We start from the raw sequence: 14,502 nt of genomic DNA, 5'->3' as shown, positions 1-14,502 counted from the left end.
CGGCCGGCGGCGCCATCCGGTGCCGCCGGCCGGCCGGTCGAGTAACCCGCCCCGGTCGGCCGGTCGAGCAACGTGCTCGCCGCCCCCATCGAGCGATGCAACCAGGCCGATCGGGCACCGTGCCCCGGCCGGACGCTCCTACAGCGCTGCGCGATCGTCCCGCGTCAGGCGCCACCGGGATGCGACGACACCGACGATCAGCGCGCCCAGGCCGCCGGCCATCATGTCGCCGATCGTGTCGTCGTACGTGACGAAGATGGCGTCCGTGATGAAGCGGTAGCCGAACCACTCGATCATCTCCCACGCGGCGCTCAGCGCCAGACCCGCGATGGTTGCGACGACGATCGGCGTGCGGCGGCGGCCGGTCGGGGCCACGACCCCGACGTCGTCGAGCAGCACCAGCGCGACCGCGGCGAGCACGCCGGTACAGGCGAGGTGCACGACGAGGTCCCACCCCGTCCACGCGCGGTACAGCTCGAGCACGTTGCTACCGGCGGCGACGAACACGGTCACGCAGGTCACGAGATCCAGGCCCGAGCGCAGGCCGATCATGCGCGAGAGCATCACGGCGGGCAGCGACATCGACAGCACGGCGAAGTCAGTGAAGGGCAGGGTGAACAGCGAGAGCACGACGAGCACGATCGCGATCGCGCGCACCGCGTCGGCGAGCCAGTCGGTCGCGCTCCGCGGGGGACGCTTGAGGTTGGCGTAGAGGGCCCGGATCATCGGCATCCGCCCATCAGGGGATACGAGCGAGCCGGCCGGAGGGTCACGGCGCACCCCCGGCCGGGATGCGCACCACGGCCTGCACGGGCAGGTGGTCGCTCGGCCACTGGGTGCCGGTCGGCCGGGGGTCGATCCCCACGGCGCGCACGCCGACGTCGGGGGTCGCCAGCAGCGCATCGATCCGACGCGCACCGAGCTTGGGTCGACGGTAGTTGTTGTACGTGCCCCATTCGGCCGTGCGCCGCGCGGGCGCGTACGCCCACGTATCGACGAGCAGTCCGTCGGCGAACATTCCGGCGAGTTCGCGCGAGCGCACGTGAGCGTTGACGTCGGCCGTGAACAGCAGCGGTCCCCCCTCGCCGGCGACGAGGTCGTGCAGCCACGTCGTCGAACGGCGGCGCGCGCGGTGCGAGAACGCGTCGAAGTGCGTGTTGACGAATGTGAACCGTGCGCCCGTCGCCCGATCGCGGAGTTTCGCGATCACCGCCACCCGCGGGATCGTGTTGCCCCACCCGGTCGACCCGGGAGCGTGCGGGGTGTCGGAGAGCATGACCTGGTCCCAATCCTCCACCTCGATGCGATCGCGGTCGTAGAAGAGAGGCGTTCCCTCGCCGTCGCGATTCTTGCCGCGTCCGAGACCGATGCGTCCGTACGCAGAGCCCAGCGAGTCCTGCACCCATTGCGCTTGATCGGGCATCGCCTCCTGGGACCCCAGCAGATGCGGACGATTCGCCCCGAGGAACGTGCGCAACCGTTGCTTGCGCATCGGCCACCGGTCGGCCGGCGGCCAGGTGATCCGCTCGAACCGGCGCCGGATGTTGAAGCTCATCACGTGCAGATCGGGCGCCTCGACGTTCGGGAACAGGATGCCGGCCATCAGTGCGCCACCCCGCTGCGGCTCGCGTGCTCCGCGCCACCCCGTCGCGGCGACGCGCCGCCGCCCATCACTCGGGGGCTCGCGGTCCGCCCGCCTGCGAAGCGGGTGCGCGCCACCCGCGCCCACCGCACGGGCGGAAAGTCCGCCGGCCAGTGCGCGAAGACCGTACCCGCTCCACGGCGGAAGCAGGTTGCGAACCGTCGCGGTTCGACGGTCCGCGACGACACGCGCATGTGATCGCCCCGGACGTACCGGATGCGATGCGAGACGCCCAAGTGGTACGCCAGGTCGAGGTCGTCGTGCAGTTCGGGATCGAGGTGCACCTTGTCGCGCACGGCGAGCCACGCCCGCCGTCGGAAGGCCATGTTCGATCCCCACAGCGGCGTGTGGCCCAATGCCGGGAACGCGCACGCCGTGTAGAGACCCAGAAATGCCCGAGCCATGAGCACGCGCCGGGAAGCCGGGCCGTCGTGGAACACGGCGCCGCCGGTGGCGGCATCCACATTCGGGTCGGCGAGAGCGTCGACGAGACTCGCGATCCACGTGGGCGCGGGGAGGCTGTCGGCGTCGAGACGCAGGATGAGATCTCCCACGGCGGCGTCGTAGCCGGTGGCCGCCGCGGCCGGGATGCCGCGTTCGCCGCAGAACACCACGCGCGCCCCGGCGGGCGCGGGCGATGTCGGCGCTGTCGTCGGTGGAGGCGTTGTCGACGACGACGATCTCGTCGGCGGCGACGGTCTGTGCGGCGAGCGCGCGAAGGCACGCACGCAGGTGCGCACCGTCGTCGCGGACGGGGATCACGACCGAGACGGTCGCGGACGACGACGCGGGGCCTTGGGGCACGCTTCCTCCCGGGGACGAGTCCTCTCACGCTAGGCGATGCGCCGCCCGCGTTTCCCGGCTTGACGCCTGGGCTCGGCGATGACACTCGTGCAGGTGCCCTTTCGTAGGGTGGATGCCATGGCATCCGTCCTCAACGTCTCGGCGTACCTGTTCACGCGCATCGACGACCCCGCGGTGCTGCGCGCGTCTCTGCGTGACCGGGCGGGCGCCGCCGGCCTCCGCGGCACGATCCTGCTCGCCGAGGAGGGGATCAACCTGTTCCTCGCCGGTCCCGCCGATGCCGTGCGCGGCTTCGTCGCCGACCTGCGCACCGATCCGCGTTTCGCGGCGCTGCAGACGAAGGAGAGCTGGTCGGCTGCCGTGCCCTTCGGCAGGCTGCTGGTGAAGGTGAAGCGCGAGATCATCCGCATGGACCGCCCCGAGGTGCGCCCGCAAGACGGACGGGCACCGGCGGTCAGCCCCGACACCCTCCGCCGCTGGCTCGACCGCGGCGCCGACGACGACGGCCGCGAGGTGGTGCTCGTCGACACCCGCAACGCGTTCGAGGTCGACTACGGCACCTTCGCGGGCGCGAAGGACTGGCGCATCGAGCGGTTCACCCAGTTCCCGGATGCCGCGGTCTCCCACCGCGACGAGCTCGCCGGAAAGACCGTCGTGAGCTTCTGCACGGGTGGCATCCGCTGCGAGAAGGCGGCGCTGTACCTGCGCGCTCAGGGCGTCGAGGCGTATCAGCTCGACGGCGGCATCCTGGGGTGGTTCGACGCCCAGGGCGGTGCGCACTGGGACGGCGACTGCTTCGTCTTCGACGAGCGCGAGGCCCTCGATGCCGGGCTCGCGCCGGCGCGGGCACCCGGTGCCACGGGTGCAGCGTTGGCGCTCCGCACAGGCACCACGCCGATGCACGACTCCGGCAGTCCGGACGCCCCGGTCGTCGGAGCAGCCTCGGACGCCGGATCCGCCTGAGCCGTGCTCTGGGACCAGCACGCCTGCGTGGAGCTCATCGAGACGGCCGATCTCGCCGAGCTCCACCGCTATCGACCGGCCGGGGGCGGTCTCGTCTCGCTCAACGTCGGGTACGCGCCCCACGGGCCCGACGTCACGGCATCCCTCCTCCGCGCGTTCCGGTCGCAGGTGCGCGCGATCGACGGCCTCGCGCTCGCCGCATCCGTCGACGACGTCGATCAAATCGCGGCCGCCGGAGACACCGCGGTGGTGTTCGACCTCGAGGACTGCGCGCCCCTGGGCGGGGACCTGGATGCCGTGTCCACCCTCGTCGCCCAGGGCGTGCGCACGCTCGCTCCGACGTACAACTACGCCAACCGCGCGGGTTCCGGGTGCCTCGACACGACCGACGCAGGCCTCACCGCGTGGGGCCGCTCGCTCATCGGCGAGATGAACCGCGTGGGCATGGTGCCCGACGGCTCGCACGTGGGCGTGCGCGCGACGGTCGACATGTGCGCCGCGTCGACCCGCCCCGTCGTGTTCAGCCACTCGAATCTGCGCGCGGTGTGGGACCACCCGCGCAACATCACCGACGACCAGGCCCGCGCCGTCGCCGACACGGGGGGAGTGGTGGGCATCACCGGCGTCGGCATCTTCCTCGGCCCGAACACCCCGACGCTCGAGGCCATGGTGCGGCACATCGAGTACGCCGTCGATCTCGTCGGCATCGACCACGTCGGCGTCAGCACCGACTTCTCGTTCGACTGGCAGACGTTCCGCGACGTCTTGGCGACGAGCCCCGAGCTGTACGACGCGAGCTACACCGCGTGGGGACCGGTCGAGTGGATGCCACCCGAGACCTTCGTCGGCATCGGTGCGGCCCTCGCCGGCCGGGGCTGGGCCGACGGCGACATCGCGGCGGTCGTGGGCGGGAACTTCCGTCGCGTCGCGGCCGAGAGCTGGCATCCGCTGGTCTGACGACCGTGCGGTCTCCGTCGCGGCGGGGCGCCGAGTGCTGGCAGCCCCCTCTCGATAACCTCGACGCATGACGACTTTCACCGACGGTGCCGTCCTGCGTCCCGCCCGCGCGGGGGATGAGACCGGCATCCTCGCCTGCATCCAGGCCCTCGCCGACTACGAGCGCGAACCGGATGCCGTCGACAACACCGCCGACATGATCGCCGAGACACTGTTCGGCGACGACCCCCGCGCGTTCGCATTCGTCGTGGAGGGCTCGGACGCCGAGATCCGCGCCATCGCGATCTGGTTCCTCACCTATTCGACCTGGACCGGCCGCCACGGCATCTGGCTCGAAGACCTGTACGTGCACGAGCAGTACCGCTCGAACGGGTACGGCGTTGCTCTGCTGGCCGCGCTCGCCGCGGAATGCGTCGACCGAGGGTACTCGCGGCTCGAGTGGACGGTGCTCGACTGGAACGAACCCGCGATCGGCTTCTACCGCGCCCTCGGTGCCGAGGCGATGGAGGAGTGGACGACGCGGCGGGTGACCGGTGAGGCGTTGCGGGCGCTGGCGGCGCGACGATAGAGCCGAATCGGGGTCGGGGCGGCTTTCGCCGGTCGGGGCGGAATCCGCCCGCCCCAACCGGCCGAATCCGCCCCGAACCGCCACCGCCCGCACCGCTGATCTCGCGGGACGCACGTCGCCGGCGGAGGCACCGCGCGACGCGCGGCGCGGTTCAGCCGGCGAGATCCGCCAGCACCGCCTCCGCCGCCCGCTGCCCCGACACCAGCGCACCCTGGATCGACGCGGTGTCGCGGTGATCGCCGGCGACGTAGCGTCCGTCACCGAGCCGCACCGAGCGCCGAGGCCGCAGCGGCGCATTCTGTGCGGGGAGGGCACCGACGACGTCGTCGCGTCGCAGCAGGCGCCACGGACGGGTGTCGGCATCCCAGATGTCGGCGAGCTGGCGCCGGATGCCGTGCTCCGACGCCCCCGACGGCATCACGCACGTCGCCTGGATGAGGTGCTGCCCGCGAGGAGCGTAGGTGGGCGCGGTGTTCGTCATGACGGCGGTGTTGACGATCGGCCCCTGCCGACGCCCGTCGACGCGGAGCGCCGCGTCGTGCGAAGGAGCCGAAGAGGCGGCGAACCACCACGTCTGCAGACCGCGGGGACGGGGGAGCGGCAAATCGAGCGAGGGGTCGAGGCCCGTCGCGATGACCACGGCCCGGGCGGTCATGGCATCCCGTCCCTCGATGCCCACGTGCCAGCCGCGGGCGCGATCGCGCGTCGAGACCACGCGGTGCCCGAGACGGATCCCGACCCCGGCCCGACGGGCGGTGTCGGCGAGCTGTGCGGGAAGGGCCCCGATGCCCGCGGCCGGGACGCCCGGTCGCCCGAGCGCGAAGCTGCGGACGAGGAGGCGGACGAAGGCGTCGGAGGTCTGCTGACGGTCGTCGGCGAGCACGCCCGCGAGGAACGGCTCGAGCACCGCCTCCCGCAGCGGTCCCCGTACCCCGGTGCGATCCCACGCCTCGTCCAGCGCGCGGTCGGGGCCGACCTTCGCAGCACGCGCGGAAAGGACCGTGGGCGCCGCCCATCGGGCGAGCGCAGGGAGATCCGCGGGCCGCACGAGCCCGCTCCGCAGCGTCTCGGGGACCGACAGCGGATGCCGCAGAGGGTGCGCGAGTCGCACGAGTCGGTCGTCGAGCCGCACGCCGACCGCCACCGGGAAGCGCCGCAGCGCGAGCGCGTCGACGTCGACCCACCGCCGAACGGTCGGATACGCGGGGTTCAGCACGTGGAACCCTCGATCGAGGCGGAACCCGTCAACGATGTCGGTGCGCTCGCGCCCACCCACGGTGTCGTCCGCCTCGAGGACGACGACGTCACGGCCGGCCTCGGCGAGCCGCGTCGCGCAGCGAAGCCCCGCCAGCCCCGCGCCGACAACGATGACGTCGTATCCGCTCATCCCGCGAGCCTATGGAGCCCGGCCGCTCCGCCCGTGGGGCTTGCGCGTTGCAGGGCTGTCGAGTGCTCATGGCGCGCCGGGTGTCGCGGCCGCCATCGCCGACGTCACCTGCCGTTCACCGAAGTGCAGCAGGGTGCTGCAATGGCATCCGTCACGATCCTCTTCGTCTGCGTCCACAACGCCGGACGCTCGCAGATGGCCGCCGGCTACGCCCGGGCGCTCGGCGGCGACCGCGTCACCGTCCTCTCGGGCGGCAGCGCCCCCGGCGCGGCGCTCAACCCGATGGCGGTGGCCGCGATGGCCGAGGAGGGCATCGACATCAGCGCCGAGGTGCCGCAGCTGCTGCTCACCGACGACGTGAAGGCGTCCGACGCCGTCATCACGATGGGCTGCGGCGATGCGTGCCCCATCTTCCCCGGCAAGAGGTACGAGGACTGGGAGCTCACCGACCCGGCGGGCAAGGGGCTCGATGAAGTGCGCCCGATCCGCGACGACATCAAGGGTCGCGTCACACGCCTGCTCGACGACCTGTTGGCGTGACGAAGGGCCCGGATGCCATGGCATCCGGGCCCCGGAAAACGACTTACGCCGACGCTTCCTCGCGCTTGGGCAGCACCCAGCCGGGGCGCACGAAGTGGCACGTGTAGCCGTTCGGAATGCGCACGAGGTAGTCCTGGTGCTCGGGCTCGGCCTCCCAGAACGGAGCCTCGGGCTCGATCGTCGTCACGGCCTTGGCGGGCCAGATGCCCGACGCGTCGACGTCGGCGATGGTGTCGCGGGCCACCTTCTCCTGCTCGGGGGAGAGCGGGAAGATCGCGGAGCGGTAGCTCGTGCCGATGTCGTTGCCCTGACGGTTCAGGGTCGACGGGTCGTGGATCTGGAAGAAGAACGCCAGGATGTCGCGGTACGACGTCTGCGTCGGGTCGAAGACGATCTCGACGGCCTCCGCGTGACCGGGGTGGTTGCGGTAGGTCGCGTGATCGTTCTGACCGCCGGTGTAGCCGACGCGCGTGTCGAGCACGCCGGGCTGACGGCGGATGAGGTCCTCGACGCCCCAGAAGCATCCGCCCGCGAGGACGGCGGTCTCGGTGCCGGGGCGACGGGTGATTTCGCCGGTGTCGGTGGGTCCGCTGGTCATGCTGTTGCTCCTTTTGCGGTCGCGGAAAGAGAAGAGGTTCATGAGGCGCGCGTCTCGCGGAAGAGGCTCAGGTACGCGCCGTAGCCCTGTGCCTCCAGCTCGCTGACGGGCACGAAACGCAGTGCGGCCGAGTTCATGCAGTATCTCAGGCCACCGGCCTGGCGGGGGCCGTCATCAAAGACGTGTCCGAGGTGGCTGTCGGCGCCGGCGGAACGCACCTCCGTGCGGGTCATCCAGAGCGTCCGGTCGGTCTTCTCCACGACCGCGGCGTCGTCGATCGGCTTGGTGAAGCTCGGCCAGCCCGAGCCGCTCTCGAATTTGTCGGTCGAGGAGAACAGCGGCTGTCCCGATACGACATCGACGTAGATGCCATCCTCGTGGTTGTCCCAGTACTCGTTGCGGAACGGCGGTTCGGTCGCGTCGTCCTGCGTGACGGCGAACTGGCGGTCGGTGAGGCGGCTGAGTGCCTCCGACGTCTTCCGGTACTCCGTGCTCACGGTTCGTATCCTCTCGTCATGACGACCTGTGGCGGGCGTCCTTCAAGAGAACGCTTCTGCCGCCGCTTTTGGTCCCTCGGGGCTGGGAGCGCGCTGTGAGTTCGCGGACGACCCCGGATGCCGAGGGCAAGCCCCGGCCGTCGCGACGGGGCCGCGGTTAGCGTGGCGTCTTCGACCCCTGGAGGATGCCATGACCCGCACCATCGTCATCACCGGCGCCAGCGACGGCATCGGTGCCGCGTCGGCGAAGCAGCTCGCCCAGCTCGGCGAGGAGGTGGTCGTCGTCGGCCGCAACCCGGAGAAGACCGCGCGCATCGCGCGCGCCCTCGGGGTGGAGTCGTTCGTCGCGGATTTCAGCGATCTGGTGCAGGTGCGGGGGCTCGCGGCATCCCTGTTGGAGAAGTATCCGCGCATCGACGTGCTCGCCAACAACGCCGGCGGGATCTTCGGCGAGCGCACGGTCACCGACGACGGCTACGAGCTGACGTTCCAGGTGAACCACCTCGCCCCCTACCTGCTCACCAACCTGCTGCTCGAGCGGCTCATCGAATCGAACGCCTCGGTGATCCAGACCTCGAGCGCCGCAGCGAAGCTCTTCCCTCGTTTCGACATCGACGACCTGCAGGGCGAGCGCCGCTACTCCTCGACCGCGGCCTACGGCAACGCGAAGCTCGCCAACGTCCTGTTCACCAAGGAACTCCACCGCCGGTTCGGCGACCGGGGTCTGTCGGCCGTCGCCTTCCACCCGGGTGTGATCGCGTCGAGCTTCGGATCGACGTCGAACGGACCGTGGAAGTGGATGTACAGCGGGCCACTCGCGCAGCGCCTCATGACCTCCACCTCGGTGGGCGGTGCACGCCTCACCTGGCTCGCCCTCGGCAAGCCCGGCGTCGACTGGCAGCCGGGCGGCTTCTACGCGAACAACAAGCCCGCGAAGACGAACCGGCTCGCCGATGACCCGGTCGTCGCGCGTCAGCTGTGGGAGCGCAGCGCGCTGCTCTCCGGCCTCGACGGCTGACGTCGGCGGGGAGGTGCCGCGTCTCTCAGCGCGCGCCCGCCCGCGGCGGGCTCACATTCCATCCGAAACGCTCGAGGGCGGCGTGCAACCGTCGCGCCTGCGCCCAGGCGACCTCGCCCGAGACGTCGGAGTAGACGTCGATCGCGAACGGCGGCGGGTCGGCGAACTTGGGGATCTCCACCTCGGCCCAGGCGTGCGGAGCGAGCCACACCCGCGGGCGGGCGGTGCCGGCATCCTCGACTCCGCCGTCGGCGGCGAAGGCGATCGCGTCGAGGGCGTCGATCTTCGTGATCGGCATGTTCACCACGAGGGTGACCGCGTGCAGCTGTCCTGTCATGGCGTTCCTCCCTTTCCTCATCCTCACACGGGGTGCGAGCGCGCGGACCGCGCGGACGAAACTGCCGTGGCGGTTCGTGGACCACGACACATAGCTCGCGCACAGGATCGGCCAGGCCGCGGGCAGGGTGCCTCCCGCACACTCGTGCCATCGAGATCAGCCCGACCACCGGAGACGACCATGAGCAGGATTCCTGAAACCGAGATGACCCCCGACGGTCCCGCCTACGAGGGACGGTTGCTCGATCGGGCCGACGAGCCGGTCGTCGACCAGGGCGCCTCGTTCGACATCCGCACCCTCGTCTCGCGCCGCGGCATCCTGGGCCTGCTCACCCTCAGCGCCGGAGCGGTCACCCTGGCCGCCTGCACCCCGGCTGCGACCGGAACGACAGCGACCGCGACGCCCACCGCGACACCGTCCGCGAGCCCGAGCCCGAGCCCGAGTGCGACCGCATCCGCCACCCCCGCCGCTTCGGCGACGACCGTCGCCGCCGCCCTGCCCGCCGGCGAGATCCCCGACGAGACCGCCGGTCCCTACCCGGGCGACGGCTCCAACGGCGCCGACGTGCTCGAGCGGTCCGGCATCGTCCGCAGCGACCTCCGCTCGAGCCTCAACGGTGGCGCGACGGCCGCGGGTGTGCCCATGACTCTGAACCTCACCATCTACGACACCGCGAACGGTGACGTGCCCTTCGCCGGAGCGGCCGTGTACGTCTGGCACTGCGACGTCGAGGGGCGCTACTCGATGTACTCCTCGGGCATCGAGAACGAGACGTACCTTCGAGGTGTGCAGGTCGTCGGCGCCGACGGCGTGGTCTCTTTCACCTCGATCTTCCCCGGCTGCTACGACGGTCGCTGGCCCCACATCCACTTCGAGGTCTATCCGAACGTGGATGCCATCACCGACGCGTCCAACGCGATCGCGACCTCGCAGGTCGCGCTGCCGCAGGCCGCGTGCGAGGTCGTGTACGCCGACCCGGTGTACCCCTCGTCGGCATCCAATCTCTCCCGCGTCTCCCTCGACAGCGACAAAGTCTTCGGTGACGACGGGGGAGCGCTCGAGCTCGCCACCACGTCCGGCGACAACGCCGCCGGTTGGACCGTCTCGCTCGGCGTCCGCGTCGACACCGCCACCACCCCGACCGCGGGCGCCGCGCCCGGCCGACGCGGCTGACCGGGAAGGACTTTTCTCATGCTGCAGAACCTCACCGGCTGGCACGCCCCGGTCGTGCTGGCCGTCGTCGTCCGGGGGGTGAGTGCTCCCGCTCTCGCGCCTCGTTCGTGACGTGAGACCGCGCCACGGTGTCATCTGTGCGCGGAATGACCGCCGAAGTGGACACCCGCCGCTCCATCTGTTTCACTGAGCCGACTCGTCGGGCGAGGGGGCTCGACGCATATTGGGGGATCTGTCATGAGCGGGCAGCAGCCTGGGTGGTTTCCGGACCCTTCCGATGCGACACGGTGGCGTTGGTGGGACGGCGCGGCGTGGACGGATCAGGTCGGCGAGAACGGTCGGCGACGCTCCGTTCCGCTCGCTCCTCCGGTGCGGCGGGTCCGCCTCCCGCGGTGGGCCTGGATCGTCATCGTCGTGGTCGCCCTTCCCCTCCTCGTCATCCTCTGGCCGGTCGTCGCCATCGCTGCGTTCGTCGTTCTCGTGACCGGAATCGTCGCGCTGTGGACGGGAAAACGCACGTGGGTCCGCTTCCCCTCGCGGCGGGCGGCTGTCGGGGCGACCGCCGCAGCAGCCGCGATCGTCCTCGCTACCGGCGGTGTCACGGCGGCACTTCCCCGTGCGTCCGTCGCGCCCACCATCGCGGAACCCGTGGCATCCCTCACTCCCACTGCAAGCGCCACCGCGCGCTCGACCCCCGAGCCGGTCGTCTCGCGTACGCCCCACACGGTGACCACGGAGGTCTCGGTCGTCGCGGCCGTTCCCTTCGAGAAGAGCTCGGTCGACGACCCGACGATCATGCGCGGAGAGACGCGCGTGACCACCGCCGGGGTCGACGGGGAGTCCACCGCCGTCTACCGCGTGACGATGACCGACGGCGTCGAGACAGCGCGTGTGCTCGTGAGGGAGTCGGTCACGCGGGCGCCGGTCTCGGAGGTCACCTCCGTGGGTACCTACGATGCACCCGCACCGGTCGCCGCAGCGCCGCCCGCCGCCGAGCAGTCGGGGTCGGAGGGATGTGACGAGAACTACGCCGACGCATGCGTTCCCATCGACTCCGATGTCGACTGCGCGGGAGGCAAGGGGAACGGCCCGTCCTACTTCGACGGCGTCGCGCGCGTCGTCGGTGCCGATGTCTACAAGCTCGACGGCGACGGCGACGGGTGGGCGTGCAACGGCTGATCTGGGTGCCACGCACGATGGTGTAATCGACCTATGCCATCCCCGCGCGCGCAACTGGAAGAGCTCGTTCGTCATCCGCGCCGCGAGACTTTCGGCGACCTGCACGCTCTTCCGGTGGCCGGCGAAGCCCGCGCCGCGGCGGTTCTCATCCTCTTCGGCGTGCTGGACGGCATCCCGAGTCGGCGCCGGGCAGCCGCCGTACCCAGTGATCTCGACGTGCTGCTGCTCGCGCGCGCCAGCACGCTGCGCGCCCACCCCGGACAGGTCGCGTTCCCGGGCGGCCGCGTCGATCCGGGCGATGCGGGACCCATCGATGCGGCCTTGCGAGAGGCTCGCGAAGAAACCGGTCTCGATCCGGCCGGAGTCGACGTGCTCGGCGCTCTCGACAGTGTGCCGCTGGCGTATTCGCGTCACGAGGTCACGCCGGTGCTGGGGTGGTGGGCGCGGCCGACGCCCGTGCACGCGGTCGACGCGGCCGAATCCGCGGAGGTGTTCCGCGCCCCTGTCGCCGATCTGCTCGACCCCGCTCGTCGGGGTGCGACCGTGCTGCGCCGCGACGGGGTCGAGTGGCGCGGTCCCGCGTTCCTGCTCGACACCGCCCGCGGCCCTCGCACGCTCTGGGGTTTCACCGCGATGGTGCTCGACGGACTGTTCGACCGTCTCGCGTGGACGGAGCCGTGGGATGACAGGCGCGAGATCCCTCTGCCCGAGCCGGCCACCGCTGAACGGCCGGGACCCGCCGCGTGACACGCGACGTGTGAATACCGGCTCCCCGCGGCCGGCTTCGTCAATTGATCGGCCCGTCGGCGTCATCCGTCATGTGCGTGCCCGCGCGGATCGCTAGCGTTGTCTCCGTGACTGCGCCCATCGATCCCACCACCACCTCCGCCTGGTCGCGCCTCTCGGCGCTCCGCGACGGATTCGAGCCCGACCTGCGCGGCTGGTTCGCCGCCGACGCCGACCGCACGCGCGACCTGACGCGCACCGTCGGCGACCTTCACGTCGACCTGTCGAAGAACCTCGTGACCGCCGAGATCCTCGACGCTCTCGTCGCGCTCGCCGCCGAGACGGGCGTGGCCGAGCGCTTCGCCGACATGCTCGGCGGGGGCGCACCTCAACACCAGCGAAGACCGCGCCGTGCTGCACACGGCCCTGCGTCGTCCCGCGGGCGCAGAGCCCGCGCTCGTGGTCGACGGTCAGCAGGTCGACCGCGACGTGCACGAGGTGCTCGACCGCCTCAGCGCCTTCGCCGAGCGCGTGCGCTCGGGTGAGTGGCGCGGTGTCACCGGCAAGAAGGTGACCACGGTCGTCAACATCGGTATCGGCGGCAGCGACCTCGGGCCGGTCATGGTCTACGAGGCGCTCCTTCCCTACGCCGACGCCGGCATCCACGCGCGCTTCGTCTCCAACATCGACCCCGCCGACATCGCGCAGAAGACCGCCGACCTCGACCCCGAGACCACGCTCTTCATCGTCGCCTCGAAGACGTTCACCACGCTCGAGACCCTCACCAACGCGCGCCTCGCCCGCGATTGGCTGTGGGAGAAGCTCGGCGCCGCGGGCGCGATCGACGACACGGATGCCGCCCGCACCGACGCCGTCGCCCACCACTTCGTCGCGGTGTCCACCGCTCTCGACAAGGTCGAGGCGTTCGGCATCGACCCGACCAACGCGTTCGGCTTCTGGGATTGGGTGGGCGGCCGATACTCCGTCGATTCCGCAATCGGTCTGTCGCTGGCGATCACGCTCGGTCCGGAGGCGTTCCGCGACCTGCTCGCCGGATTCCACGCCGTCGACGAGCATGTGGCATCCACCCCTCTCAGCGAGAACGTTCCCGTCCTCATGGGGCTGCTCAACGTCTGGTACACGAACTTCCTCGGCGCGCAGTCCCACGCGGTGCTGCCGTATGCGCAGCAGCTGCACCGCTTCGCGGCCTACCTGCAGCAGCTGACCATGGAGTCGAACGGCAAGTCCGTGCGCTGGGACGGCACGCCCGTCACCACCGACACCGGTGAGGTGTTCTGGGGCGAGCCCGGCACGAACGGGCAGCACGCCTTCTATCAGCTCATCCACCAGGGCACGCGCCTCATCCCGGCCGACTTCATCGCCTTCGTCAACCCGGCGTACCCGCTGGCCGACGACGGCCGCGACGTGCACGGGCTGTTCCTGGCGAACTTCCTCGCGCAGACCAAGGCGCTCGCCTTCGGCAAGACGGCCGAAGAGGTCGAGGCCGAGGGCACGACCGGTGCGCTCGTCGCCGCGCGCACCTTCCCGGGCAACCGTCCGACCACCTCGATCTTCGCGCCGTCGCTGACCCCGTCGGTGCTGGGGCAGCTCATCGCCCTGTACGAGCACATCACCTTCACGCAGGGCACGATCTGGGGCATCAACTCCTTCGACCAGTGGGGTGTCGAGCTCGGCAAGCAGCTCGCGCTGCAGATCGCTCCGGCGATCGAGGGCGACGACGACGCGCTCGCCGCGCAGGACGCGTCGACCCGGTCGCTGCTCGACTACTACCGGGCGCACCGCTCCTGAGGTCGAGACACGGCTGAGGCCGTGAGGACGGGTCGATCCGAGGTTTTCTTCACCTCTTCGGGTCGGCCCGTTCGTCATGTCGGGTGACCGCGGCGTCGGGCCGATCGAAGGGTCGTGCGCCGGCGGGGCGCTGCTCGCTCTCTTCCCAGGTCGAGTGCCGAATCGTCGTTCCGATCCTTGTTCCGTGGCGCCCGGCGCATCTGCCGCTGACGCCGGGGCTGCCCGGCGCCGCGTCGAACGCGCCGCTCACACGCGGCATCCAGGTAACGAAGAGATAACGTTCAGAACCGCCCCGCACACTCGG

General features: G+C 70.9%; 14 protein-coding genes and 2 pseudogenes. 9 read left to right on the top strand and 7 right to left on the bottom strand.

The annotated features are described in order from the left end of the window. Positions 1-138: 138 nt before the first annotated feature. The 3 genes and pseudogenes from QE410_RS10020 to QE410_RS10010 form a co-directional block, all read right to left on the bottom strand. Complete coding sequence (locus tag QE410_RS10020; protein ID WP_307331227.1) at positions 139-726, bottom strand: hypothetical protein; 588 nt, start codon at positions 724-726, stop codon at positions 139-141. A 43-nt stretch (positions 727-769) separates the two neighbouring features. Next, the gene (locus tag QE410_RS10015) at positions 770-1,603 is read right to left on the bottom strand and encodes an endonuclease/exonuclease/phosphatase family protein (RefSeq protein WP_307331223.1); all 834 of its coding nucleotides are present in this window, start codon (positions 1,601-1,603) and stop codon (positions 770-772) included. After that, positions 1,603-2,404: pseudogene (locus QE410_RS10010) on the bottom strand (glycosyltransferase family 2 protein). Before QE410_RS10010 ends, QE410_RS10015 begins: the two are co-directional and overlap by 1 nt. 159 nt (positions 2,405-2,563) lie before the next feature. On the opposite strand from QE410_RS10010, the gene QE410_RS10005 reads away from it, so the two are divergent. From QE410_RS10005 to QE410_RS09995, 3 genes are all read left to right on the top strand, one after another. Beyond that, positions 2,564-3,409, top strand: coding sequence for a sulfurtransferase (locus tag QE410_RS10005; RefSeq protein WP_307331220.1), 846 nt, complete (start codon positions 2,564-2,566; stop codon positions 3,407-3,409). A gap of 3 nt (positions 3,410-3,412) precedes the next feature. Further along, entirely contained in the window at positions 3,413-4,366 is a 954-nt protein-coding gene (locus QE410_RS10000; RefSeq protein WP_307331218.1) for a dipeptidase, read from the top strand. Positions 4,367-4,433: 67 nt separating this feature from the next. Continuing rightward, positions 4,434-4,934: a GNAT family N-acetyltransferase gene (locus QE410_RS09995; protein WP_307331215.1), complete on the top strand. Its 501-nt coding sequence runs from the start codon at positions 4,434-4,436 to the stop codon at positions 4,932-4,934. 151 nt (positions 4,935-5,085) lie between these two features. Here QE410_RS09995 and QE410_RS09990 read toward each other — a convergent pair whose 3' ends face one another. After that, complete coding sequence (locus QE410_RS09990) at positions 5,086-6,321, bottom strand: NAD(P)/FAD-dependent oxidoreductase (RefSeq protein WP_307331212.1); 1,236 nt, start codon at positions 6,319-6,321, stop codon at positions 5,086-5,088. A 141-nt stretch (positions 6,322-6,462) separates the two neighbouring features. Between QE410_RS09990 and QE410_RS09985 the strand changes: the two genes are divergently transcribed. Beyond that, the gene (locus tag QE410_RS09985) at positions 6,463-6,861 is read left to right on the top strand and encodes an arsenate reductase ArsC (RefSeq protein ID WP_058232444.1); all 399 of its coding nucleotides are present in this window, start codon (positions 6,463-6,465) and stop codon (positions 6,859-6,861) included. Positions 6,862-6,904: 43 nt separating this feature from the next. Here QE410_RS09985 and msrA read toward each other — a convergent pair whose 3' ends face one another. Together msrA and msrB are read right to left on the bottom strand one after the other, a co-directional pair. Further along, positions 6,905-7,459 (bottom strand): peptide-methionine (S)-S-oxide reductase MsrA, encoded by a 555-nt coding sequence (gene msrA, locus QE410_RS09980; RefSeq protein ID WP_307331206.1) that lies wholly within the window; start codon positions 7,457-7,459, stop codon positions 6,905-6,907. 38 nt (positions 7,460-7,497) lie between these two features. Further along, positions 7,498-7,956 (bottom strand): peptide-methionine (R)-S-oxide reductase MsrB, encoded by a 459-nt coding sequence (gene msrB, locus QE410_RS09975; protein WP_058232446.1) that lies wholly within the window; start codon positions 7,954-7,956, stop codon positions 7,498-7,500. A gap of 190 nt (positions 7,957-8,146) precedes the next feature. Between msrB and QE410_RS09970 the strand changes: the two genes are divergently transcribed. Next, positions 8,147-8,974, top strand: coding sequence for an SDR family NAD(P)-dependent oxidoreductase (locus QE410_RS09970; protein ID WP_307331202.1), 828 nt, complete (start codon positions 8,147-8,149; stop codon positions 8,972-8,974). A 25-nt stretch (positions 8,975-8,999) separates the two neighbouring features. On the opposite strand, the gene QE410_RS09965 is transcribed toward QE410_RS09970, so the two are convergent. Continuing rightward, positions 9,000-9,311 (bottom strand): hypothetical protein, encoded by a 312-nt coding sequence (locus tag QE410_RS09965; RefSeq protein ID WP_307331199.1) that lies wholly within the window; start codon positions 9,309-9,311, stop codon positions 9,000-9,002. A gap of 180 nt (positions 9,312-9,491) precedes the next feature. Here QE410_RS09965 and QE410_RS09960 point away from each other — a divergent pair, with 180 nt between their 5' ends. The 4 genes and pseudogenes from QE410_RS09960 (at position 9,492) to pgi (ending at position 14,198) form a co-directional block, all read left to right on the top strand. Then, the gene (locus QE410_RS09960; protein ID WP_307331197.1) at positions 9,492-10,484 is read left to right on the top strand and encodes an intradiol ring-cleavage dioxygenase; all 993 of its coding nucleotides are present in this window, start codon (positions 9,492-9,494) and stop codon (positions 10,482-10,484) included. Positions 10,485-10,721: 237 nt separating this feature from the next. Continuing rightward, positions 10,722-11,663, top strand: a complete 942-nt coding sequence (locus QE410_RS09955) for a G5 domain-containing protein (RefSeq protein ID WP_307331194.1) — start codon at positions 10,722-10,724, stop codon at positions 11,661-11,663. A 33-nt stretch (positions 11,664-11,696) separates the two neighbouring features. Then, complete coding sequence (locus QE410_RS09950) at positions 11,697-12,410, top strand: CoA pyrophosphatase (protein ID WP_307331191.1); 714 nt, start codon at positions 11,697-11,699, stop codon at positions 12,408-12,410. Positions 12,411-12,481: 71 nt separating this feature from the next. Beyond that, a pseudogene (gene pgi / locus QE410_RS09945) lies at positions 12,482-14,198 on the top strand (glucose-6-phosphate isomerase). The last annotated feature ends 304 nt before the right edge of the window (positions 14,199-14,502 follow it).

This window comes from Microbacterium sp. SORGH_AS_1204, from assembly GCF_030818935.1.
GTDB lineage: Bacteria > Actinomycetota > Actinomycetes > Actinomycetales > Microbacteriaceae > Microbacterium.
Note: the sequence above shows the minus strand (reverse complement) of the source record. Positions and strands in the feature narration are given on the sequence as shown.

What these genes read in the sequence shown, in the direction of transcription:
- QE410_RS10020 (WP_307331227.1), bottom strand. Translation starts at nt 726, where the DNA reads ATGATCCGGGCCCTCTACGCCAACCTCAAGCGTCCCCCGCGGAGCGCG.
- QE410_RS10015 (WP_307331223.1), bottom strand. Translation starts at nt 1,603, where the DNA reads ATGGCCGGCATCCTGTTCCCGAACGTCGAGGCGCCCGATCTGCACGTG.
- QE410_RS10005 (WP_307331220.1), top strand. Translation starts at nt 2,564, where the DNA reads ATGGCATCCGTCCTCAACGTCTCGGCGTACCTGTTCACGCGCATCGAC.
- QE410_RS09995 (WP_307331215.1), top strand. Translation starts at nt 4,434, where the DNA reads ATGACGACTTTCACCGACGGTGCCGTCCTGCGTCCCGCCCGCGCGGGG.
- QE410_RS09990 (WP_307331212.1), bottom strand. Translation starts at nt 6,321, where the DNA reads ATGAGCGGATACGACGTCATCGTTGTCGGCGCGGGGCTGGCGGGGCTT.
- QE410_RS09985 (WP_058232444.1), top strand. Translation starts at nt 6,463, where the DNA reads ATGGCATCCGTCACGATCCTCTTCGTCTGCGTCCACAACGCCGGACGC.
- msrA (WP_307331206.1), bottom strand. Translation starts at nt 7,459, where the DNA reads ATGACCAGCGGACCCACCGACACCGGCGAAATCACCCGTCGCCCCGGC.
- QE410_RS09970 (WP_307331202.1), top strand. Translation starts at nt 8,147, where the DNA reads ATGACCCGCACCATCGTCATCACCGGCGCCAGCGACGGCATCGGTGCC.
- QE410_RS09965 (WP_307331199.1), bottom strand. Translation starts at nt 9,311, where the DNA reads ATGACAGGACAGCTGCACGCGGTCACCCTCGTGGTGAACATGCCGATC.
- QE410_RS09960 (WP_307331197.1), top strand. Translation starts at nt 9,492, where the DNA reads ATGAGCAGGATTCCTGAAACCGAGATGACCCCCGACGGTCCCGCCTAC.
- QE410_RS09955 (WP_307331194.1), top strand. Translation starts at nt 10,722, where the DNA reads ATGAGCGGGCAGCAGCCTGGGTGGTTTCCGGACCCTTCCGATGCGACA.
- QE410_RS09950 (WP_307331191.1), top strand. Translation starts at nt 11,697, where the DNA reads ATGCCATCCCCGCGCGCGCAACTGGAAGAGCTCGTTCGTCATCCGCGC.